Annotated in this window: 22 protein-coding genes; all 22 read left to right on the forward strand. The window is 63.1% G+C overall.

All coding sequences use genetic code 11. The features are described from left to right. The first annotated feature begins 73 nt into the window (after positions 1 to 73). The 22 genes from C8348_RS06180 (at position 74) to C8348_RS06290 (ending at position 18,804) form a co-directional block, all read left to right on the forward strand. Positions 74 to 439 carry a hypothetical protein gene (locus C8348_RS06180; protein WP_106752390.1) on the forward strand — a complete coding sequence of 122 codons (366 nt, stop codon included), beginning with the start codon at positions 74 to 76 and terminating at the stop codon, positions 437 to 439. Continuing rightward, positions 439 to 1,368 carry a ParB N-terminal domain-containing protein gene (locus C8348_RS06185; protein WP_106752391.1) on the forward strand — a complete coding sequence of 310 codons (930 nt, stop codon included), beginning with the start codon at positions 439 to 441 and terminating at the stop codon, positions 1,366 to 1,368. Before C8348_RS06180 ends, C8348_RS06185 begins: the two co-directional genes overlap by 1 nt. Continuing rightward, complete coding sequence (locus tag C8348_RS06190; RefSeq protein WP_106752392.1) at positions 1,361 to 1,819, forward strand: hypothetical protein; 459 nt, start codon at positions 1,361 to 1,363, stop codon at positions 1,817 to 1,819. Before C8348_RS06185 ends, C8348_RS06190 begins: the two co-directional genes overlap by 8 nt. Continuing rightward, positions 1,816 to 3,996 (forward strand): DDE-type integrase/transposase/recombinase, encoded by a 2,181-nt coding sequence (locus tag C8348_RS06195; RefSeq protein ID WP_106752393.1) that lies wholly within the window; start codon positions 1,816 to 1,818, stop codon positions 3,994 to 3,996. The genes C8348_RS06190 and C8348_RS06195 overlap by 4 nt, the downstream gene beginning before the upstream one ends. Continuing rightward, positions 3,993 to 4,769, forward strand: coding sequence for an AAA family ATPase (locus tag C8348_RS06200; RefSeq protein ID WP_106752394.1), 777 nt, complete (start codon positions 3,993 to 3,995; stop codon positions 4,767 to 4,769). Before C8348_RS06195 ends, C8348_RS06200 begins: the two co-directional genes overlap by 4 nt. Beyond that, the gene (locus tag C8348_RS06205) at positions 4,769 to 5,425 is read left to right on the forward strand and encodes a hypothetical protein (RefSeq protein ID WP_106752395.1); all 657 of its coding nucleotides are present in this window, start codon (positions 4,769 to 4,771) and stop codon (positions 5,423 to 5,425) included. The genes C8348_RS06200 and C8348_RS06205 overlap by 1 nt, the downstream gene beginning before the upstream one ends. Beyond that, positions 5,422 to 5,820, forward strand: a complete 399-nt coding sequence (locus tag C8348_RS06210; protein ID WP_106752396.1) for a transcriptional regulator — start codon at positions 5,422 to 5,424, stop codon at positions 5,818 to 5,820. Before C8348_RS06205 ends, C8348_RS06210 begins: the two co-directional genes overlap by 4 nt. Continuing rightward, entirely contained in the window at positions 5,810 to 6,070 is a 261-nt protein-coding gene (locus C8348_RS06215; protein WP_106752397.1) for a hypothetical protein, read from the forward strand. Before C8348_RS06210 ends, C8348_RS06215 begins: the two co-directional genes overlap by 11 nt. Continuing rightward, a complete protein-coding gene (locus C8348_RS06220) occupies positions 6,067 to 6,462 on the forward strand; it encodes a hypothetical protein (protein WP_106752398.1) in 396 nt (131 codons plus the stop codon). The genes C8348_RS06215 and C8348_RS06220 overlap by 4 nt, the downstream gene beginning before the upstream one ends. After that, complete coding sequence (locus C8348_RS06225) at positions 6,428 to 7,084, forward strand: DUF3164 family protein (protein ID WP_106752399.1); 657 nt, start codon at positions 6,428 to 6,430, stop codon at positions 7,082 to 7,084. The genes C8348_RS06220 and C8348_RS06225 overlap by 35 nt, the downstream gene beginning before the upstream one ends. 244 nt (positions 7,085 to 7,328) lie before the next feature. After that, complete coding sequence (locus C8348_RS06230; protein ID WP_106752400.1) at positions 7,329 to 7,982, forward strand: regulatory protein GemA; 654 nt, start codon at positions 7,329 to 7,331, stop codon at positions 7,980 to 7,982. Then, a complete protein-coding gene (locus tag C8348_RS06235) occupies positions 7,979 to 8,347 on the forward strand; it encodes a helix-turn-helix domain-containing protein (RefSeq protein WP_106752401.1) in 369 nt (122 codons plus the stop codon). The genes C8348_RS06230 and C8348_RS06235 overlap by 4 nt, the downstream gene beginning before the upstream one ends. Before the next feature lie 117 nt (positions 8,348 to 8,464). Then, a complete protein-coding gene (locus C8348_RS21910) occupies positions 8,465 to 9,121 on the forward strand; it encodes a peptidoglycan-binding protein (RefSeq protein WP_157950393.1) in 657 nt (218 codons plus the stop codon). 37 nt (positions 9,122 to 9,158) lie between these two features. Then, the gene (locus C8348_RS06245; RefSeq protein ID WP_106752402.1) at positions 9,159 to 9,386 is read left to right on the forward strand and encodes a hypothetical protein; all 228 of its coding nucleotides are present in this window, start codon (positions 9,159 to 9,161) and stop codon (positions 9,384 to 9,386) included. A gap of 3 nt (positions 9,387 to 9,389) precedes the next feature. Then, positions 9,390 to 9,644 carry a hypothetical protein gene (locus tag C8348_RS06250; RefSeq protein WP_106752403.1) on the forward strand — a complete coding sequence of 85 codons (255 nt, stop codon included), beginning with the start codon at positions 9,390 to 9,392 and terminating at the stop codon, positions 9,642 to 9,644. A gap of 149 nt (positions 9,645 to 9,793) precedes the next feature. After that, a complete protein-coding gene (locus C8348_RS06255) occupies positions 9,794 to 10,120 on the forward strand; it encodes a DUF2730 family protein (RefSeq protein WP_106752452.1) in 327 nt (108 codons plus the stop codon). Next, positions 10,121 to 10,417 carry a VpaChn25_0724 family phage protein gene (locus C8348_RS06260; protein ID WP_106752404.1) on the forward strand — a complete coding sequence of 99 codons (297 nt, stop codon included), beginning with the start codon at positions 10,121 to 10,123 and terminating at the stop codon, positions 10,415 to 10,417. A gap of 2 nt (positions 10,418 to 10,419) precedes the next feature. After that, positions 10,420 to 11,034 (forward strand): phage protein Gp27 family protein, encoded by a 615-nt coding sequence (locus tag C8348_RS06265; RefSeq protein WP_106752405.1) that lies wholly within the window; start codon positions 10,420 to 10,422, stop codon positions 11,032 to 11,034. Next, positions 11,031 to 12,704: a terminase large subunit domain-containing protein gene (locus C8348_RS06270; protein WP_106752406.1), complete on the forward strand. Its 1,674-nt coding sequence runs from the start codon at positions 11,031 to 11,033 to the stop codon at positions 12,702 to 12,704. The genes C8348_RS06265 and C8348_RS06270 overlap by 4 nt, the downstream gene beginning before the upstream one ends. After that, a complete protein-coding gene (locus tag C8348_RS06275) occupies positions 12,704 to 14,290 on the forward strand; it encodes a DUF935 domain-containing protein (protein ID WP_198646940.1) in 1,587 nt (528 codons plus the stop codon). Before C8348_RS06270 ends, C8348_RS06275 begins: the two co-directional genes overlap by 1 nt. Further along, on the forward strand, positions 14,287 to 15,078 hold the full coding sequence (locus C8348_RS06280) for a phage head morphogenesis protein (RefSeq protein WP_106752407.1): 792 nt from the start codon (positions 14,287 to 14,289) through the stop codon (positions 15,076 to 15,078). Before C8348_RS06275 ends, C8348_RS06280 begins: the two co-directional genes overlap by 4 nt. 1,431 nt (positions 15,079 to 16,509) lie before the next feature. After that, positions 16,510 to 18,804: a hypothetical protein gene (locus C8348_RS06290; protein ID WP_157950394.1), complete on the forward strand. Its 2,295-nt coding sequence runs from the start codon at positions 16,510 to 16,512 to the stop codon at positions 18,802 to 18,804. Positions 18,805 to 19,219 lie beyond the last annotated feature (415 nt).

A 19,219-nucleotide genomic window follows, 5' to 3' on the forward strand; every position in this document is an offset into this window, starting at 1 on the left:
CGCATTCATTCCTGATCCGATGGCTGCCTTCAGGGACTGAGCTCCCACAAGGGCGGCTGCGATGGAGGCTGGCATGGCAGGGGCGCAGATCCAGGACAGACACTCATCACAGCTCGACCGGCATGCGATCCGGGCTGATGTGATGCGGGAAGGGCGGCAGCGCTTTGGCGCCGGCTTCACGCTGCAGTTCCTGTCCTGGGCCTATGGCGAACAGCTGTCCACGGTCTCCGACGCGCTTCGGGCCGATCCCCAGAGCCGACGCGGCAAGATCATCGTCGCGCATTTCCTGGAGGCCGATCCGCAGGATCTGTGGCCGGAGGACCAATGGGGCTCGATGCTGCGCACCTACCACCCGAGTCTCCGCCTGAACGCTACACCGTCCGCTTTCCAAAAGGCCAGACAAAACAACTCCACCCGCCAGACGCGGGAGGCCGCGTAATGGCTGCGTCCCGTCCGCACACCGACCACCCCCGGACGGAGGAGGGCTGGGCCCTTGCCGACGTGGCGCCCGGTGCGGTCCGGGTCCCGGATACGCGCCTGAGAGCGCTCGATCCGGACTGGGCAGCCGCCCTTGCGGCCATGATGTCGGAAAGCGGCCAAAACACGCCGATCGATGTGGTGCGCGCCGGGGCCGGGTTTGTGCTGGTCGCTGGGCTGCACCGGCTGGAGGCCGCCAAACGGTTGAAGTGGCGCACGATCCGCGTGCAGATCCTGCCGCCGGAGGCCATGACAACCGGGGCCGAGACAGCCGGGTCCGAGGCGACAGCCCCAGAGGCGGGTGACGCGCTCCGCCAACACGAGATCCTCGACAATCTGGCACGCAAGGACCTCAACGCGCTCGAACGCTGCGCAGGCCTTGCCGAGCTGAAGCAGGTTCACGAACGGCTCTATCCGCAAACCCGCAAGGGCGGCGACCGAAAGAGCCAGACCTTTCAGGACACGAACAGAAATCAAACGGCAATCTTTGCCTTTTGCCACCACGCAGCCGATGCAACAGGCCTGTCGGACCGGGCGGTGCGGCTGGCCATCGCCATCTGGCAAGGCCTGTCGGCCGACAGCCGGAAGCGCCTCAAAGGCACTCCGACCGCGGAGAAGCAGAGCGAACTCAAGGCGCTGTCGGATCTGGCGCCGGACATCCAGTCGAAGGTCCTGGATCTGATCCTGGCACCGGTGCCCAAGGCGGCCTCGGTGGCCGATGCGCTGGTGATCGTTGCCGGACGTCCGCCGCTGAGTGTCAACGAGCGACTGTTCAAAAGCGTTTCAAACAGCCTGTCAAAACTGAACTCAAGTGGCCGGGCCGCCGTGTTCCGGCAGCACAGGGCCGAAATCCTTGATCTCGCCCGGCGGGAGGGATGGTTCGATGCGTAAACCCCGCGACCCCTACACGATCGACATGTTCACCGGCTGGACGCCGCCCCGGGTCTCCGTCGGCTTCGAGCCCGGATCCATACCGGGCAAGTGCCTGTCGTCGCGCATCAGCCGGGCCGTCGCGAAGGCGCTCCGGGACTGCGGCAAGGACCGGGCGACCATCGCCGGGCAAATGTCGGAACGGCTCGGGACACCGGTTTCGACCGCCATGCTCGACGCCTATGCCTCGGAAGCCAAGTCCGACCACAACATCTCCGTGGAACGTCTGATCGCCCTGATCCATGCCACCGGCAAGACCGAGTTGCTCGGGTTTCTGGCCGATCTGTTCGACCTGGCGGTGATCCCCAAGCGCTATGAAAATGTCATCGAGCTGGCCCTGATCGAGGATCACAAGCGTGAGATCGAGGGCCGGGCCCGTTATCTCCAGGCCAAGATCCGGAGCGCGCAATGAAGCTCTGGCATACCGCCCAGGACCTCGCCGATCTAAAACTTGACGGCTTTCCGGGAACCAAACGCGGTGTGCACAAGGTTATCGAACGGGATGGCTGGAGTGAGACGGCACTATGCCGGCGCCGGGCCGGATCGCTCGGAGGCGGCGGCTTCGAATATCACATCGACCTCCTGCCGCTGCCGCAGAAACTGAGTTATGCGGCCCGGTTCATTGCGGTCGAGCCGGACGATTTCCGGTGCGAGACCAACGAAGGCCTGACCATCCGGGAGCGGACCACGCGCGATGCAAGGCTGATCGTGCTCAAAGTCGCCGAGCGGTTCCACAAGCAATCCGGGATGGGCCAGGCGGTGAGCGATCACCTGTTTTCACAGGCATTTCACGCTGGACAGGTCGCACTGCCGGAATGGGTTCACGCTGAATTCACGTCCCTGTCCCGGCGCACGCTCAGCCGCTGGCGCTCCCACCTCAAACGGGATCTCAACCGGCTCGGTTCTGATCCGTCCCTTGCGCGCAAGGGCAAGGGGATCCTTGACCTCGCCGAACAGGGACGCCTCAGGGCCTGGTGTCTGGCCCTTCATGCCAGCAACCAGTTTCTAGCGGCCAAGCACATCCGCAATGCCGCGCTCGCCGAATTCGGTCCGACCGTGCTCGTCGACACGAGCCGGGGCCAGCGGCGGGTGGCCATGCCCCCGCTCAGAACCTTTCAGGATGCGCTGAAGCGCTGGAAGGACCTCAACCGCAACGCGCTGCTGAAAATCACCGATCCGGATGCCTACAAGTCCAGCATCCGGTTTGCCGCCACCGGCGCCAACCGGATGGAGCGGCTCAACCAGGTCTGGGAGATCGACGCCTCGCCCGTGGACGTGATGACGACCGACGGACGCAAGACGCTCTATGCGGCCATCGACCTCTATTCGCGCCGGTGCCTGCTTCTGATCTCCGACACGCCGCGCGCGGCCGCCGTAGGCCTGATGTTGCGCCGGTGTCTGCTCGCCTGGGGTGTCCCGGAAGCGATCAGGACCGACAATGGCTCCGATTTCGTTGCCAAAGCCACCAGGCGCCTGCTCGATGCGCTCGGTATCGAACATGATCCCTCGTCGCCTTACAGCCCCGAGCAAAAAGGCACGGTGGAGCGGCTGATCGGCACGTTCCAGCGCGACTGCGCCGCGACACTGCCCGGGTTTGTCGGCCATTCGGTCGCCGACCGGAAGGTGATCGAAGCGCGCAAGGCCTTCTCGGCGCGGCTTGGCACGGACGATGCCAAGCTCTTCAACGTCGAATTGTCCGGTGCCGACCTCCAGGCCGAGGCCGATCGCTGGGCTGCCGAACAATACGCCCACACCCCCCACGCCGGGCTCAAGGGAAAGACCCCCTTCGAGGCGGCGACCGCCTGGACCGGTGATCTGCGGATGATCAAGGAGCCGGGCGTGCTCGATGTTCTGCTAGCGCCGATTGCCGGCCAGGATGGATTGCGCCGGGTCACCAGGCTCGGCATCAGGGTCGACGGCAGTCAGTATCTGACCGGCGATGTCATGCCGGGCCGGGACGTGCTGTGCCGCCACAATCCGGATGACCTTGGCCGGCTCTGGCTGTTCGAACCGGACGGCGAAACCTATCTCGGCGAAGCGCTTGCGCCGGATCTGGCCGGACTTGATCCGGCCGCGATCATCCTGGAAGTCCGCGCCCGGCAAAAGGCGCTGGAAACGGAAGCGCTTGCCGACATCCGAAAAGCCAAACGCCGGATTACACCGCGCACGGTGGCCGAGGCGCAACGGGCCGCCTATCAGACAAACGCCGACATTCTGGCGTTTCCCAAGGCCGGGACGCCGCATGAAACGCCGCAATCACTCGCCGCAAGGGCCGCCAAGCATCCTCCGGCGGCTAAGCCGCTCTCGGAACGGGAAGCTGCCGTCCTTGACCGGCTGACGCGGTCAGAAACGCCGGCTGGCCCGACGAAACGCCACGCTGCAACACCCGCCGGAACAGCCCTCGATACACCGGAAGACCGGTTCAAGCGGGCGCTGCAACTGGAGGCGCGGCTTGCCGAGGGCACACCGCTTGCCGACCGGGACGCGCTGTGGCTCACCGGCTACCAGGCCGGGGCCGAATACCGTGCCCGCAAGCTCCTGAGCCAGCATGGCGCGCAAACCATCAGAGGACCGAGGAGACCCGGATGACGCAAAGCCTGAACCAAGCTCCCGACAACGCCGGCGGACTGGCCGCCCTGAAGAATGTCGCAAGGTTCCTGACCCTGGTGGAGCTGTTGCGGGCCCGCGGGCCGCATCTGCCTGGCATCGGGGTGTTCCATGGCTATTCGGGCTACGGGAAAACCTATTCGGCGATCTATGCGCAGAACGTGACCGGCGCGCTGCGGGTCGAGGTGGGCGACAGCTGGACGCGTAAGAAGCTCCTGGAGAACATCCTGAAGGAGGCCGGCCACCAGCCGCGACGCGGCTCGATTGCCGACCTGACCGAACAGACGATCCTGGCGCTTGGCGATGATTTCGACCGACCGCTGATCATCGACGAGGCGGACAAGCTGGCCGACAAGCACATGCTCGAGCTGATCCGCGAGATCCAGGAACATTCGCAGGTGCCGATGCTGCTGATCGGCGAGGAGTTGCTGCCGCAGAAGCTTCAGAAGGTCGAGCGGGTGCACAACCGGGTGCTGGAATGGGTGCCGGCCGAAAAATGCGATGTCGAGGACACGCGGGCGCTGGCTGACCTGTTCTGCCCGGACCTTGTGCTGGGCGAAGACCTGATCGTCCAGGTGCTGGAGAAATCCGGGGGCAGAGCGCGGCGGATCGTGGTCAACCTCAACCGGATCCGCGAGGCGGCACGCAATGAACGCAGCGGCCGGTTTGGCGGTGCGCTTACGGCCGGCCGCTTCGCTGAAGACTGGTTCTACACCGGCGATCCGCGCGGCCGGATCAAGGGGAGGGCGGCCTGATGTCGATCCAGCTTGAACTGCGCGTCACCAGCGGCAAACCGGTCTACCGGGGACACGACCACTACTGGAGCGTGATCCGGGATCTGGGAAAGGGCGGACGGCTGTTCACCTTCGAGGACATCGATCTGCGCTGCAACGATCTCGACGGCAAGAGCATCAGTGATTTTGTCGGCCGCCTGTGCAAGGCGGGGTATCTCGGCGTGACCGAAACGCTCCACGGTCAGACAGACCAGCCCCGGACGACGAACACGGCGGTCCGGAGGCAGCATGTCTACCGCCTGGTGAAATCGCCGGCGGCTACGCCGATCCTCAACCGGGACGGGTCACCTGGAAAACAGGGGCAGGGTCAGGTCCAGCTCTGGAATGCGATGCGGTCGCTGTCGTCCTTCGACGCGAAGGAGCTCGCAATTGCAGCCAGCACGGCCGATGTCCCGGTCCAGCGAACCACCGCGCTCGCCTATATCAAGCGGCTTGAGACGGCGTCCTATCTCCAGGTCCTGCGGACCGGCAAGGCCGCAAGTCCCGGCATCTGGCGGCTGAAGCCGTCCATGAACACCGGGCCCAAGCCGCCCAAGATCCTGCGGACCAAACTGGTCTATGACGCCAATCTCAAGAAGATCATGGGCACGCTGATCGCCGAGGAGGTGGCGGCATGACCCCGGATCCCACCATGCTGCAGAAGGCGGTCGCCGCCTGGGACCTTGCACCTCCGGACTGGATCCTGGAACTGGCGCGTCTTGCCGATGCCTCCGGTCTCAACGCCTCTGCCCGCCGGCTCGGCTATTCGGCAGCCGTCATCAGCGAAACCATTCGCAACAAGTACCGGGGCGATCTTGCAAGGGTCGAGGCCACCGTGCGCGGCGCGCTCATGGGCGAGACGGTTGTCTGCCCGGTGCTCGGACAAATTGGCCGGGACGCCTGCCTTGCCTGGCAGGCCAAACCGCGTGCGGTGACCAATGCGGTGCGCACACGCGTCTATCGCGCCTGCCGGTCCGGTTGTCCCCATTCCAGACTGAAACGCCAGGACGGGGAGACGCGCAATGCTGAGTGACGATATCACCAACCTGTGCCGGGCGATGTTCATCCAGGCAACCGAGATCGACCAGAGCGATCCGATGCATCAGCAACTGATGCGCTTTGCCGGCCGCTTGCAGGCCTGCCGGGAGCAGGTCCTGCATCTGGAACGGGCCTGCGTGCCCGAGGCTGCACGCCGGCAACTCGTCATCGATCTCAGCGATGACCGGATCGTACCGTTCCCGAAGTTCAAGCGGCCGGTGCCGGATGAAGGAGGAGCGGCATGATTGCCACCGGATACTTCACCAGGCGGGATCTCGCCCTGATCGTCGGTCTTGACCTGATGGAGACCAGCCTTCCGGAAATCGCCGAAGAGCTCGGGCGGAGCGAACTGGATGTTGCAACCGCCCTGGGCCGCGCCCGGTCGATGATCCGCGATCCGTTGATCTGCGGCGCTCTTAAGGCACGGCCCTTGCTGAAACCCGACACGATAGCTTCAGCGCGCAGGCCACCTGTCAGGCGGGTTCCTTCGCCCATTGGCCGCCCGGTCTGTCCCGGCGCACCCGTCAGCGTCACCGCCGCCCTGATGGGCGATCCGGCGCCGGGGCGCAGCGCGCTCGATCACTCGCAAAAGGAGACTGCACATGGACCTTCACGTGAGCGAAACCCAGGACGCTGACGGCGTCCTGACCGTCGGCGGCAAGGACTATATGCTCGATGCCAAGGGCAACCTGATCCCGCTGGAAAACATCAAGCCGCAGCACAAGCTCGAAGACGAGACGGTGCGCAAGATCATCGGCTTCGCCGAGGCGCTCTCGGCGCAGATCGCCCGGTTCAAGGGCCACACCTTTACCGACCTCGGCGATTTCGATGCGCTGCTGCAGCAAGACTATGGCGTCACACGGGGCGGCAGGAAGGGCAACCGGACCTATCAGACGATTGACGGGTGCCGAAAGGTCCAGGTGCAGGTCTCCGATTTCATCGACTTCGGGCCTGAGCTGCAGATCGCCAAGGCATTGATCGATGAATGCCTGACCGAGTGGGCAGCCGACAGCGGGCCGGAAATCCGGGCGATCGTCACCCGGGCCTTCAATACGGACAAGGAAGGCCAGATCAACCGGTCCGAAATCTTCATGCTGATGCGGCTGGATATCGGCGATGCCCGCTGGATCAAGGCAATGGATGCCTTGCGCGATGCCATGCGCATCACCGGCTCCAAGACCTATGTCCGGTTCTACGAACGCGCGCATCCGGATGGCACCTGGCGCGCGATCAGCATCGATCTGGCACGGGTGGTGTGACGGTGCAACGCCCTCAGACCGTCATCCCCGACCTGATCGGGGTACCATCGGCTCGGGAAAGATCGGCGTTTGTTTGTCCTAAACTGGTTTGGGCCTGGACGGCCGTTTTGCGCCGGCCTTGCCGGCAGATGATCCGCTGGATCCCCGATCGGCGTTCGGCGTTCGCCTCACTGGTCGGGGATGACGGCGGAGAGGAGGCGCGCATGAGTGCACAAGGTCTTGGTTTAGCAAAGGATCCAAAGGCATGACGACGCTTGCAAGGATCCATGTCCTCAAGAGACAGGCTGCGCTGGACGAGGACAGCTACCGCGATCTGATGCAGCGGGAGACGGGCAAACGATCGGCCAAGGACCTTACTGCTGCCGAACGGCTGGCCTTCATCGGGGTTCTGAACGGGCTTCAACGCCGGATTGACCGGTCGCCGCGCGAAGGTCTTCAGCCTTATGCCGCGAAACTTCGGGCGCTCTGGATCTCGGGCTATTGGCTCGGGGTGATTTCGGAGCGGTCTGACACGGCGATGCAGGCCTTCCTGAAGCGCCAGACCGGGCTCGACAGCGACCGGTTCCTGCGCAACCCGCAAGACGGGGAAAAGGCCATCGAGGCACTCAAGGACTGGATCCGCCGGAAAACCGGAAACGCGGGCCTGTTCCGGATCGAGGCCGGCCTGCCGGCGCTCTACAATGATCCAAGGTTCCAGGTCGTCCTGCATCTGTGGTCGGAGCTGATTGCCCGCAATGCCGCGCCTTGCAGCACTTTGACCGGCTATCTGATCGACACCTTCGGGCATGGCGATCCGGAACGATTGACCGGCAGCGACTGGGCTGCGGTGCATCAGGGACTTGGGACGATCTCCCGGGGCACGGTATCCCGTGGCGTCAGGGGCAGGCGACCCAGATGAAGACGCTGCCCGCTCCCCTCGGGCCGCCGGCCCACATCGCCCCCTATGTGGAGGTGCTCGGCGAAGCGCTGGCGACCAGGTTCTTTCTGGCATTCGGCGGATCCGAACTGTACCTCCCGCGCCGGCCGGAGCGGTCCATGGTGGTGGAATTGACCGGCCCGGACAAAGCGGCCATGCTCTGCGAACGGCTCGGCCCGGGGATTGTCCGGGTGCCGATCCCCAAGCCCTGGCTTGCCGCCGTTCTGGAACGGGACGGCCAGTCCAAGGCAGCGATCGCCCGGCTGCTGCATGTGGACCAGACCACCGTGCGCCGGTGGGCGGCCCGTGCGAGGGACCGCAACCAGCTCTCGCTTTTCGACCTTTGACGACAGAACAACCGGTGCCATCTGCAAAGCCGGTCTCCCCATGCACCGCCGTGGATGATCTTTTCGCGTCCCTTTCGGCATGGTTGTCCCATCAGTTTCACGAACCGGGACCGAACCATGATCCTGACCGCACGCAGCCTCAAACGCCTTGACGGCGTCCATCCTGACCTGGTGCGGGTGGTCGATCATGCAGCCGGGATCACGACGCAGCCCTTCCAGGTGATCGAAGGCCGGCGCAGCCTCGCCCGGCAGCGCCAGCTGATCAAAAGCGGCGCGTCGAAAACCCTCAACTCCCGGCACCTTTCCGGTCATGCGGTCGATCTGATGGCCATGATCGGCAGCCGGGTCTCGTGGGAGGTGCCGCTCTATTACCGGATCGCCGATGCGATGAAGGCGGCGGCGGACGCGCTGAATGTGCCGATCGAGTGGGGCGGCGACTGGCCGGGCTTCTTTGACGGGCCGCATTTCCAGCTGCCCTGGGGCGCCTATCCGAGAACGGACAACCCGGCCTTGACCGACATGCCGGCCGCAGTTCCGGACCGGGCGGAGGCGCGTGCGTCCAGCCGGCTTGTGATCGGCGACCAGGGCGAAGCCGTCCGGACCCTGCAGGACCGGCTGGTCCGGCGGGGATATGCGCTGGTGCCGGACGGAGACTTCGGACCGAAGACACGGGCCGCCGTGCAGGCGTTTCAGGCCTCTGCCGGGATCACGGCTGACGGGATCGTCGGGCCGATCACCGGCAGGCTCCTGGCGGCGCGCGGCCCTCGGCGCTGAAGCGTTGCTCACCGACCACATGCAATAGGACCTCGACATGACTGAAACAAAGAGCCTTTTCCGATCCAAGACGTTCTGGGGCGCGGCGGTCGCCGTTCTCGGCGCGCTGGCCGGGTTGTTCGGGATCGAAGTCACCGCGGCCGACCAGGCAGAGCTCTCCAGTCTCACGGATCAGGTCTTTGCCGCCTGGGACAGCCTGGCGGTGATCGCAGGCGCGCTGCTGGCCATCTACGGCCGGGTGACGGCGCGCAAGACAATCGGCTGAGGCATGGGATGGCTCGTCGTCCTGAAGGCGCTGACCGCCCTCATTGCCGAAATAGCCGCCACGGTGCGGACCCGGCGGTTGCTTGCGGCCGGCCGGGCAGAGGCCGCCGCGGACAGTCTCAAGGAGGCCATTCATGCGCTTGAACGGGCAAGGGCTGCGGAGCGTGACGTGCGCGCTGGGCTTGATGCTGAGCCTGGCCGGCTGCGAGACGATGACGGGTTCAAAAGAGACGAGCCCGGCGGCGCTGACCCGGCTTGAGAAGTCGGACCGGCGCCCGGTCCTCCTGTGCGGGGCGATCGATCCGATCCGCTGGTCGCCAAGGGACACGGACAGCACCATCCTGCAGTCCAAGGCGCACAATGCCAGATGGCGGGTCCTGTGCGGCCCGGTTCCAGAAAGCCGGTCCGATGCTTCCTGACACGCTGAATGAATGGGCGAGCCTGATTGCCGTGCTGATGTCGCTGGGGGCCATAGTCCATTCCTGGTTGATGTCGAGGGTGAAGGTGAATTCCGAACACCTGAAGGCCGTCGACCAGAAGCTGATCGAACACGACCGGCGGATCCAGTCGGCGGAAAGCGAGCTCAGCCATCTGCCGGCCAAGGATGATGTCCTGGAGCTTAAACTGGCGCTCGCCGAGCTGCGCGGCACGGTCGGGCGGCTGGACGAAAGCCTGTCGGGAGTCTCGCGTACCGTCCACCGGGTCGAGGACTATCTGATGAGGGAGGGGCGATAGATGACTTACGCCGACCACGCGGCCGCCGATTGTCGCCTGATCATCCTCAAGGCGCTTGCGGGCGAGACCGACCACCGGCTCAACGAGACCCTGATCCAGAAGATCCTGGAAAGCTTCGGCCACACCAAACCGCGCGACTATGTACGCACGCAGCTGAACCGCCTGGAGAGCCTTGGGGCCGTCCGGATATCGACAGCCGGATCGGTTCAGGTCGCCGAGCTGCTCGGGCCGGGCCTTGACCATGTGGAGCGCCGGGCGCTGCTCGATGGCGTCCTCAAACCTTCGCCCGGGGCCTGATCATGCCCAAGGTCAAGAAGGGGAGAGGGCGCCTGTCCGCCATCGAGCAGTTGCCACCGGCTTGCGATCCGGTGATTGCCTGGGCTGCGGGTGAACTGCGCGGCCGGGACCGGACCCAGAAGGAGATTTACGAGGAGTTCTTCCTGAAGCTCGAAGCCCTGCAGCAGGAGCATCGCGGTGAGCTGGACTTCGCCATTCCCTCCTTTTCCGCCTTTAACCGCTATGCGATCAAGCTCGCCACTTTGACCCGGCGGCTGGAGGACACGCGGGCGATCGCGGCGAGCATTGCCGAAAAGTTCGATGCGCAGGCGTCCGATGATCTGACGCTGATTGCGGCCGAGGCGATCAAGACCCTGGTCTTCGAGGTGCTGACGGATGCCGGGGAAAGCGGGATCGATCCGAAAGGTGCGCTCAATCTCGCCGGGGCGCTTCGGGCCGCGGCGCAGGCGCAAGGCGTCTCGACCCAGCGCCGCCAGAAGGTCGAAAGCGATTTTGTCAGACGGACGGAGAAGGCCGTCGACCGGGTGGCGAAGGTGAAAGGCCTGACAGCGGACACGGCGGAGGCGATCAAGGCGCAAATCCTGGGCGTTGCCAAACCGGGGGAGGGGGCGGCATGACCGCGCCGCATACCACACTTTTGGCGGCTGCCGACTGGACGGAGCTGCGCCGGGCGTCGATGACGGCCATCGACCGGATCGCGGACCAGGTCGGCCTGCCGAATGTGCTCTTGCCCTATCAGTCCAGGGCCGTCGGTCTTCTGGAAACGACCGCGATCCGGGTGCTGTTCATTGAAAAATCCCGCCGCATCGGCATGACCTGGGGGCTGGCGTCCTATGCGGTGCTGCGCGCTGCCCGGGAAAAGTCTGCGGGCGGCATGGACGCGATGTACATCTCCTATTCCCAGGAGATGACCCGCGAGTTCATCGATGCCTGTGCCATGTGGGCAAGGGCCTATGCGGTGGCAGCGCTCGCCGAGGACGAATTCCTGTTCGAGGACACCGATCCGGCCGATCCGACCCAGACCCGGCACATCCAGGCCTTCCGCATCCGCTTTGCCTCCGGTTTCGAGATCCTGGCCCTGTCGTCCGCGCCCCGGTCGCTGCGCGGCAAGCAGGGTGTCGTCATCATCGACGAGGCGGCTTTCGTCGATCAGCTGGCCGAGCTTCTGAAGGCCGCGCTCGCCTTTTTGATGTGGGGCGGGCAGGTGGTGGTCTGTTCCACCCATGACGGCAGCGACAATCCGTTCAACATCGCCGTCCAGGACATTCTGGCCGGCCGCTCGAAATACGCCCATCTGCGCGTGGATTTGGACGATGCGCTGAAAGACGGGCTTTATGAGCGGATCTGCCTGGTGCAGGGGCGGGCGTGGAACCCGGAGGGCGAAGCCGCATTCCGCAAGGACATCATCGACTTTTACGGCGAGGGCGCGGACGAGGAACTGTTCTGCATTCCCGCCATGGGCTCGGGCACCTGGCTGGCCGCGCCGCTGATCGAGGCGCGCATGAGCGCCGATGCCCCCGTCCTGCGGCTGGATCTGCCGCGCGACTTCCTGCACTTCGACCGGCTTGCCCAGGCCCGCCGTGTTGCACCGTTCCGCGCGGATCTGGACGCGGTGCTTGAAGGGCTCGACCTAAAACCGCTCTATGCCTTCGGCTTCGATTTCGGCCGGGTGTCGGACCTCACCGTCGGCTGTCTTCTTGCCATCGACCGGCGGCTCACCCGCCGCGAAGTGCTGAGTTTCGAATTGCGCGGCGTGCCGGGCGAGGAACAGAAGGCCATCGTCAAAGCCGTTTTGAGCACCGTTCAAAGCCGTCTCGTTGGGGCCGCGTTTGATGCCACCGGCATGGGCTGGACGGTGGCCGAGGACATGGGCCGCAGATTTGGTCTGCGCGAAGATCCGCTTGGGGCCGGTCTCGTCATGCCGGTGCATTTCTCCGAAACCTGGTACCGGCTCGAAATGCCGCCGCTGAAGGCCGCCTTCGAGGACGAAACGCTTTTTCTAGGCAAGGATGCGGATCACCTCTCGGATCTCAGGGCCATCAAGCTCATCCGCGGCATTCCGCGCGTGCCGCCCTTGCGCGAGGGCGAGAAGGGCAGGAAGCGCCATGGCGACTATGCCATCGCGCTGGCGCTGGCGCATTTCGCCAGCCGGATGCAGTGGCGGGAGTTCGGCTATGCGCCGGTGCCGCAGGGGGCGTCACGGTTCGACGAAGGCGCAGCCGACGATCTTGAGCCCCGGGACGGGGCCTTCACGCTGGCCGGATCCCGGCGGAAAGGGCTGTGGTGATGGCAACAGGGCTCGTCGACATGCATGGCCGGCCGATCTCAACCCGCTTGCTCCGGACCGAACAGGCCGGAGCCGAGCTGCGCGCCACGCGCCGCAATGACGCGTTCCATCCAGCCAGCGGACTGACGCCGCAACGGCTGGCGCGGGTCCTGCGGGATTCGATCGACGGCGATCCGGAGCCCTATCTGGCGCTGGCCGAGGACATGGAGGAGCGCAACGAGCACTATGCCGGGGTGCTGGGCACGCGCAAACGCCAGGTGGCGGCGCTGGAGATCACCGTCGAGGCGGCCAGCGACGCGGCCGAGGAGGTGGCGGCGGCCGATCTGGTCCGCGAGGTCACGCAGCGGGACCGGTTCCGCGACGAGCTGATCGACATTCTGGATGCGGTCGGCAAGGGCTTTTCGGCGACGGAAATCCTCTGGGACACGTCCGAGGGCCAATGGCGGCCGAAGGCCTTCAAGTGGCGTGATCCGCGCTGGTTCCGCTTTGACCGGGACGACCCCGAAATCCTTTTACTGCGCGGGGTCAGCCACGACGAGCCGCTCACGCCCTTCGGCTGGATTGTCCATACGGCCAAGGCGAAGTCAGGCCTGCCAATCCGCGGCGGGCTGGCGCGCGGCGCGGCCTGGTCGTTCCTGTTCAAGGCGTTCACGTTGAAGGACTGGGCGATCTTTTCCGAAAGCTATGGCCAGCCGCTGCGGCTCGGCAAATTCGGGCCTGGCGCCACCGAGGAAGACAAGGCCAAGCTGATGCAGGCGGTTGCCGGCATCGCCTCCGACTATGCGGCCATCGTGCCCGAGACCATGGCGATCGACTTCATCGAGGCCAAACTCACCGGCTCTCTGGATCTTTATGAACGGCGGGCCGACTGGCTGGACCGGCAGATCTCCAAGCTGGTGCTGGGCCAGACCGGCACGACGGACGCAATCGCGGGCGGGCATGCGGTTGGCAAGGTCCATGACGAAGTGCGCGCCGACATCGAGGAGGCAGACGCGCGCCAGCTGGCGGCAAGCCTCAACCGCGACCTGGTGCGCCCGCTGGTCGATCTCAATCTGGGGCCGCGTTCTGCCTATCCGGCGATCCGGATCGGGCGGCCGGATGAGGTGGATGTGACGGCGCTGGTGGAGAATGTGGCCAAGCTCGTGCCGCTGGGGCTGAAAGTGGGCATGTCGACCCTGCGCGACCATCTTGGCCTGCCAGATCCGGATCCGGACGAGGAACTGTTAGGAGCACCAATCCAGCACGACCCCGAACTACCGGGCCAAGCGGTCTCGCCGGCCAAGGCTGAGCCCTTGCGGGCCTACGAATTCGGGGCAAAGGCGTTCCGGGCCGGATCCAGGGTTGCGCCTCCGGATGCCATCGACCGGGCCGTGGACGCACTTCTGGAGGAGGGCTGGGAAAAGATGGTCGGGCCGGTGGTCGACGGACTGGACGCAGAGATCGGGGCGGCTGAAACGCTCGAGGAAGTGCGGGCGATCCTGCAACGCCGGGCCAATCACATGGGGCTGACGGCCTTCACCGACACGCTGGCCCGGGCCGCCTTTGCTGCAAGACTTGCCGGCGAAGCGGAGGAGGACCCGGGGTGAGCGTGGAACTCATCCCGTTGCCGCCGCGCGAAGCGATCCGGGCGCTGAAGCTGAGGGGCGGGCGGCTGCACGAGAGCTTTGCCTGGGAAGAGGTCTACGCGGACGACCATGCAGCGATGTTCACGGTTGCCAAGTCCGCCGGTCATTCGATCCTCGAGGACATCTATCATGCGATCACGACGGCGCTGGAGGCGGGGGAGACCCTCGACAGCTTTTCCCGCCGCCTGATGCCGGTGCTGGTGCAAAAGGGCTGGTGGGGCGAAGCGATCGACGTGGACCCGCTGACCGGTGAGCCGGTCCGGGTTCGCCTGGGAAGCTTGCAGCGGCTGCGGACCATCTTCGAGGTCAACATGCGGGTGTCCTTGGCCGCCGGGCACTGGGCGGCGTTCGAACGGACACGGGCAAGCCGGCCTTACCTGCGTTATGTCGCCCTGCAAGACGGGTTGACCCGGCCGGAGCATCTGCGGCTGCACAATCTTGTGCTGCCCCTCGATCATGCCTTTTGGGACATCCATGCGCCGCCCAACGGCTGGAACTGCCGCTGCAGCCTGCAGAGCCTGTCAGAGAGGGATCTGGACCGGCTCAAGCAGGACGGCGAGGCGCTGACGTTCGAGCCGCCGGCGGTGACCCTGCAGCCCTGGACGAACAAGCGGACCGGGGAGGTGCGACAGGTGCCCGAGGGCATCGATCCGGGATGGGATTACAACCCGGGCAAGGCGGGGCACCTTGAGACCGTGCGGCGGCTTGAGGCGCGGGGCGGGCCGGACTTTTCCTCGGTGGAAAATTGACCGTGGCGCAAGCCTCGGCATCTGAGGTTCATCTGCATAGCGCCGATCACTCGACGGCGCTGGGCGCCGTTCAAAGGCCGTTTAACGGCGGCCTGAATGCGCGGGACAGGAGACAGGTGATTGTCCTCGCCTGGATCCTGTCCCGTGAATGCAATGCCAATCCGACCGCCTTGATCGGTCCGGCTCGGTGTGGCCTCAGATCGTCAAGGTGTCGGACCGGAGCCTGCGCTTAGGACGATGCGCTCAGAACGAGCCGGACCAACAGGCCGGTGGCCCAGCCGATGCCGAGGAGGACGAGCCAGGTTGGCCAGCGCGAGAGGCTGAGGATCAGCCAATGCGGCCGGGAGCTCGCCTTTCGTGATGAGCTGTTGTCTGAGTTCTTCATACTGTTCCAGTCCCCGTTGGACCCAAACGCGCATGTACTCTTCCATGGACGTGTTACCGGCCGCCCGAAACTGCTCCGCCGCAGCTTGCGAACCGACATACAACGCCGCGAATGTCGCAAGGAGCTGAACGTTGCTGTCGTCAGACTGGTCCCGCATCCAGCGGATGTACTCAATATCACACATCGAAAGTGCCCCCTGAGGGGGCGACATCGTCGAATCCCCTCAAGGCGCGGCCCGGCTAAAACGCCGGTGATAGTGAGCAGTCAGGCCGCACGATGTAGTCCCCCCATACGCAACGCCGGGCGGGGTGACGCTAAGGTAGTAGATCGGGAGAATCTACCTAAAGTTTTAGTTTGAAGTTTTCTAACCAAGAGTAGATTTGAGGTTGTGTTGTTGTTCGATGCGTTGGTCACAGCAAATGAACCTGACCTGCTGCGCAAGACAACAGGGCGTTTCGACTGAAACCAGACAATCACGCTGCCTGTGGCTTTGGAAACGTATGTCCCGTCTCTGGCCTCGACGGGGGCGGCAGCAGTACCTCCGAAAAAAGGCACGATGCAGCCTTGGACAAACAAAGGGACGGGGGAGGGGCGAGCCGTGCCGAGGGCATCGACCCTCGTCGGGATACCAACCCGGGCCAAGCGGACACCGGGAGACCGTGCGGCGGATCGAGGCGCGGAGCGGGCTGGACTTCGGCGAAGGCGCTTAATCGCCGCCCGCGTGTGAAAAAGGCGCGAACGGCAATGTGGCGGCGGAAGTGTTCCAACAGGCGCCGTTGGGCTGTGCAATGGATCTTGAAAGGGGGGAGGGTGTTCGGCTGGTGGCAGGTTTTACCGGACAGCTGCAGATTACGGTCCAGAGCAGACTCGGTCGCACATCAAATCAACGACCGTTTTGCGCCCCATGGCAGTCTTTCGTCGAGCTACTGCCAACTCCTGAAAGCGGAGGTTCATCGGTTAAATTGGCCGACCTTCAACGAGGAAAGGCCACATAATACACAAGTCGCCTGCAGACAGCAGGCGTTAATCCGATATACTATCGCTACATGCCTCGAAGCCAGAAGAACCGCCGCAAAAGTCCGTCAAAGAGAAAAGAGCCGAAGCTCGAACTCTCTAGCATTGCCATTCAGGAAGAACGCCACGACGAATTCAAGAAGGTCGTCCTGACTGCGGCACGACACAGCGTCGACGAGTTTCCGGCGACACTCGGAATTGTCACGAATGAGCTTCGAAAGTCGGACCCAATAGGGATCGTTTCAACATTCGCGGCTTATGGGCTTCAGACATCGGTAGGACGTGAGGGCGTAAACACCAAATCCCCTCTCATGGACATTCAGCAGCATCACGCAGAGCTGCTGCTCGCGTTGATCATGACCATTCCGTTGGACGAGTGGGGAAATGACCCATTCACACCCGCTGTCATGGAAACGGTGTTCGAGACTGTTCCAAAGATTGCTGAGACGTTCCTGCACAAACGCATCCTAGCCGCAGATGGAATAACAGATAAACAGAAACTTACGGTCCTGTCGCTGCAGGAGCGTATTAGAATTCACACGCAGGCGATCAGGAACTGGGGCTACTACTCTGATGTTATCCGTATCTGTACCGACCTGTACGGACCCCTAGACGATCTCCTTAAGCCGCATTTCGGTTTTGGGGCCTCCGACCTTATTGAGGTGATAGGTGCGGTCGTCAGAGAGTTTGAGCGCAGGCATTCCGAACATTTCACGCGACTTGCGAAGGTCATCCGCTCGCCCAATGTTAGGCAAATGGCTAGGAACTACTACAAATATTTTCCTGAACTTGAAGGTGGTCACGAAGACCTCCTGTCCGTCATACCGCCGGGAGTGACGCTCGACAGCATGATGGGTGTGATCATGGGCCATTGCGATCTCAGGCATTCCGAACGTGCAAGCTTTACGGTCGCTGAAATCGCAAAGCTTTCAGGTAAAACAGAAAGTGTCGTTCAGGCGACCTTTAAGTCTCTGTCTGTGGTTCCGGGCAGTCTGGCTGGAATAAATCCTGACCAACTCTTCCTTGCCAATCCAATGTGGGACGCTCCAGGTATCGAACTTGGCGATAGATTCGTCTTCCCGATCCCGCAAATGGTCTTCAGTCATATCCATCGCGTCATGGCTCGGCTTGCAAGAGAGGCCGATATCAAGAAACAACTTGAAAGCCGCAGGGCCAACTATCTAGAAAGCCAACTCGAAACCACCATGCGAAAAGCTCTGCCGGAAGCGACCATAGTGCCGGCAGCAAAGTGGCAAGTTGGCACCGAGCAATTCGAAACAGATGTTCTCGTCACGCTCGATCGCACCGTCATTATCGCTGAAGCGAAATCCAATCGCCTTACCCCGGAGGGGCTGCGCGGTGCGCCGGATCGTGTGAAGCGCCACGTCTCCGAGATGGTGCTTGCTCCATCTGAGCAGTCTGCGCGCTTAGCGACGCTTATCAGTTCTGCGAAGCAAGGCGATGCCTTAGCCGAAGCGGTTGTTCGCCGGATCGGTATCAATCCCGAAATTGTCGATCAGATCATAAGGATATCGGTGACACTTGATGATTTTTCGGCGCTGAGCTCCGCAGAGGCGGACTTCAAGGAAATCGGTTGGGTCCCGGTCGACCATCAGCTCGCACCCACGATTACAATTGCTGATCTTATTTGCATCGCCGACATTCTTGAAAATCCACTGACTTACCTCCACTATCTTGGTGAGCGGATCTACCTGCAAAAGTCATTCAACCTGTATGGAGATGAACTTGACTTCCTTGGCCTCTACCTTAAGACCGGCTTCAATATCGAACGCTTGAGGCAAGAAGGTTCCATCTTCTCGCCGAGCGGTATGTCCGAGCCGCTAGATCGATACTACATGAGCCGCGATGCGGGAATAGCGCTACCAAAACCGAAGCCACAGCTCGGAACTTTGTTCAGTTCAATTATAAAGCAACTCTACCAGAGCAAAGCGCCGGGCTGGACAACTATCGGTCTACACCTTCTGTCATCGGCTGATCCCAGCGAGCAAAAGAGCATTGAAAGGAACCTGACCAAGTTGCGTGCGATGGTTCGTAAGAATTTCCGCGAACCCGACCACATCTGTTCGCTTCAGGTTCAGCCACCGTTGCAGCGTAAGGCTCGCATAATTTTTTATGCATTTCCTGAGGCTTTGCGTGCGCAATCGCGCGAGGTTATGGAGGACTTGGCTGCGCAAGCCATTGACCACGATCAGGTTGACCACATCGTAGTTTTTGCCCGGTGCACGGACCGTTGGAATCTCCCTTATGAGGCAGTGCTTCTGTTACATCGTCTCCAAGGAGACAGGGCTTCTAGCTCAAGCGCTTAGCCTAACAGGGCCAAACCTGACGTCACCCCTGCGCCGACAGCCGTCATGGTAGCTAAGTTTGCATTCCAAAAACGGGTCTTTGTAGTTTTCTCTGTGGTTGTATCCATCGTTGTCTCCTTTATGTCAGTGTTCTTCAACAGGAAGTACTGTGCTACCAGTGCGGCAGCGTACATCAGGGGGCCGACGGCACAGAGGGTAACAACGGGAATCGAACCCGCACCTGCTAGACCTGTTAGGCTAAACGCTTAGTTCATATTGTAATTTGTCTCCGCAGCAATGGGAACTATGAGCTACTCCCCGACTCTTGGACAGATTTCCGGATGATTTAAGCTACTGCCTGCACCTGCTGATCGGTTTGGGTTGCGTTGAAGTAGACCACGGCGGGTGGTTGTCCGCCATGGGCAGTATGCGGGCG

It is taken from the genome of Pannonibacter carbonis (assembly GCF_003012935.1).
Lineage (GTDB): Bacteria > Pseudomonadota > Alphaproteobacteria > Rhizobiales > Stappiaceae > Pannonibacter > Pannonibacter carbonis.

Coding starts and splice junctions, on each gene's coding strand:
- C8348_RS06190 (WP_106752392.1), top strand. CDS start 1,361: ATGCGTAAACCCCGCGACCCCTACACGATCGACATGTTCACCGGCTGG.
- C8348_RS06215 (WP_106752397.1), top strand. CDS start 5,810: ATGCTGAGTGACGATATCACCAACCTGTGCCGGGCGATGTTCATCCAG.
- C8348_RS06270 (WP_106752406.1), top strand. CDS start 11,031: ATGACCGCGCCGCATACCACACTTTTGGCGGCTGCCGACTGGACGGAG.
- C8348_RS06255 (WP_106752452.1), top strand. CDS start 9,794: ATGCTTCCTGACACGCTGAATGAATGGGCGAGCCTGATTGCCGTGCTG.
- C8348_RS06265 (WP_106752405.1), top strand. CDS start 10,420: ATGCCCAAGGTCAAGAAGGGGAGAGGGCGCCTGTCCGCCATCGAGCAG.
- C8348_RS06250 (WP_106752403.1), top strand. CDS start 9,390: ATGGGATGGCTCGTCGTCCTGAAGGCGCTGACCGCCCTCATTGCCGAA.
- C8348_RS06230 (WP_106752400.1), top strand. CDS start 7,329: ATGACGACGCTTGCAAGGATCCATGTCCTCAAGAGACAGGCTGCGCTG.
- C8348_RS06210 (WP_106752396.1), top strand. CDS start 5,422: ATGACCCCGGATCCCACCATGCTGCAGAAGGCGGTCGCCGCCTGGGAC.
- C8348_RS06200 (WP_106752394.1), top strand. CDS start 3,993: ATGACGCAAAGCCTGAACCAAGCTCCCGACAACGCCGGCGGACTGGCC.
- C8348_RS06260 (WP_106752404.1), top strand. CDS start 10,121: ATGACTTACGCCGACCACGCGGCCGCCGATTGTCGCCTGATCATCCTC.
- C8348_RS21910 (WP_157950393.1), top strand. CDS start 8,465: ATGATCCTGACCGCACGCAGCCTCAAACGCCTTGACGGCGTCCATCCT.
- C8348_RS06235 (WP_106752401.1), top strand. CDS start 7,979: ATGAAGACGCTGCCCGCTCCCCTCGGGCCGCCGGCCCACATCGCCCCC.
- C8348_RS06220 (WP_106752398.1), top strand. CDS start 6,067: ATGATTGCCACCGGATACTTCACCAGGCGGGATCTCGCCCTGATCGTC.
- C8348_RS06205 (WP_106752395.1), top strand. CDS start 4,769: ATGTCGATCCAGCTTGAACTGCGCGTCACCAGCGGCAAACCGGTCTAC.
- C8348_RS06195 (WP_106752393.1), top strand. CDS start 1,816: ATGAAGCTCTGGCATACCGCCCAGGACCTCGCCGATCTAAAACTTGAC.
- C8348_RS06180 (WP_106752390.1), top strand. CDS start 74: ATGGCAGGGGCGCAGATCCAGGACAGACACTCATCACAGCTCGACCGG.
- C8348_RS06245 (WP_106752402.1), top strand. CDS start 9,159: ATGACTGAAACAAAGAGCCTTTTCCGATCCAAGACGTTCTGGGGCGCG.
- C8348_RS06225 (WP_106752399.1), top strand. CDS start 6,428: ATGGACCTTCACGTGAGCGAAACCCAGGACGCTGACGGCGTCCTGACC.
- C8348_RS06290 (WP_157950394.1), top strand. CDS start 16,510: ATGCCTCGAAGCCAGAAGAACCGCCGCAAAAGTCCGTCAAAGAGAAAA.
- C8348_RS06275 (WP_198646940.1), top strand. CDS start 12,704: ATGGCAACAGGGCTCGTCGACATGCATGGCCGGCCGATCTCAACCCGC.
- C8348_RS06185 (WP_106752391.1), top strand. CDS start 439: ATGGCTGCGTCCCGTCCGCACACCGACCACCCCCGGACGGAGGAGGGC.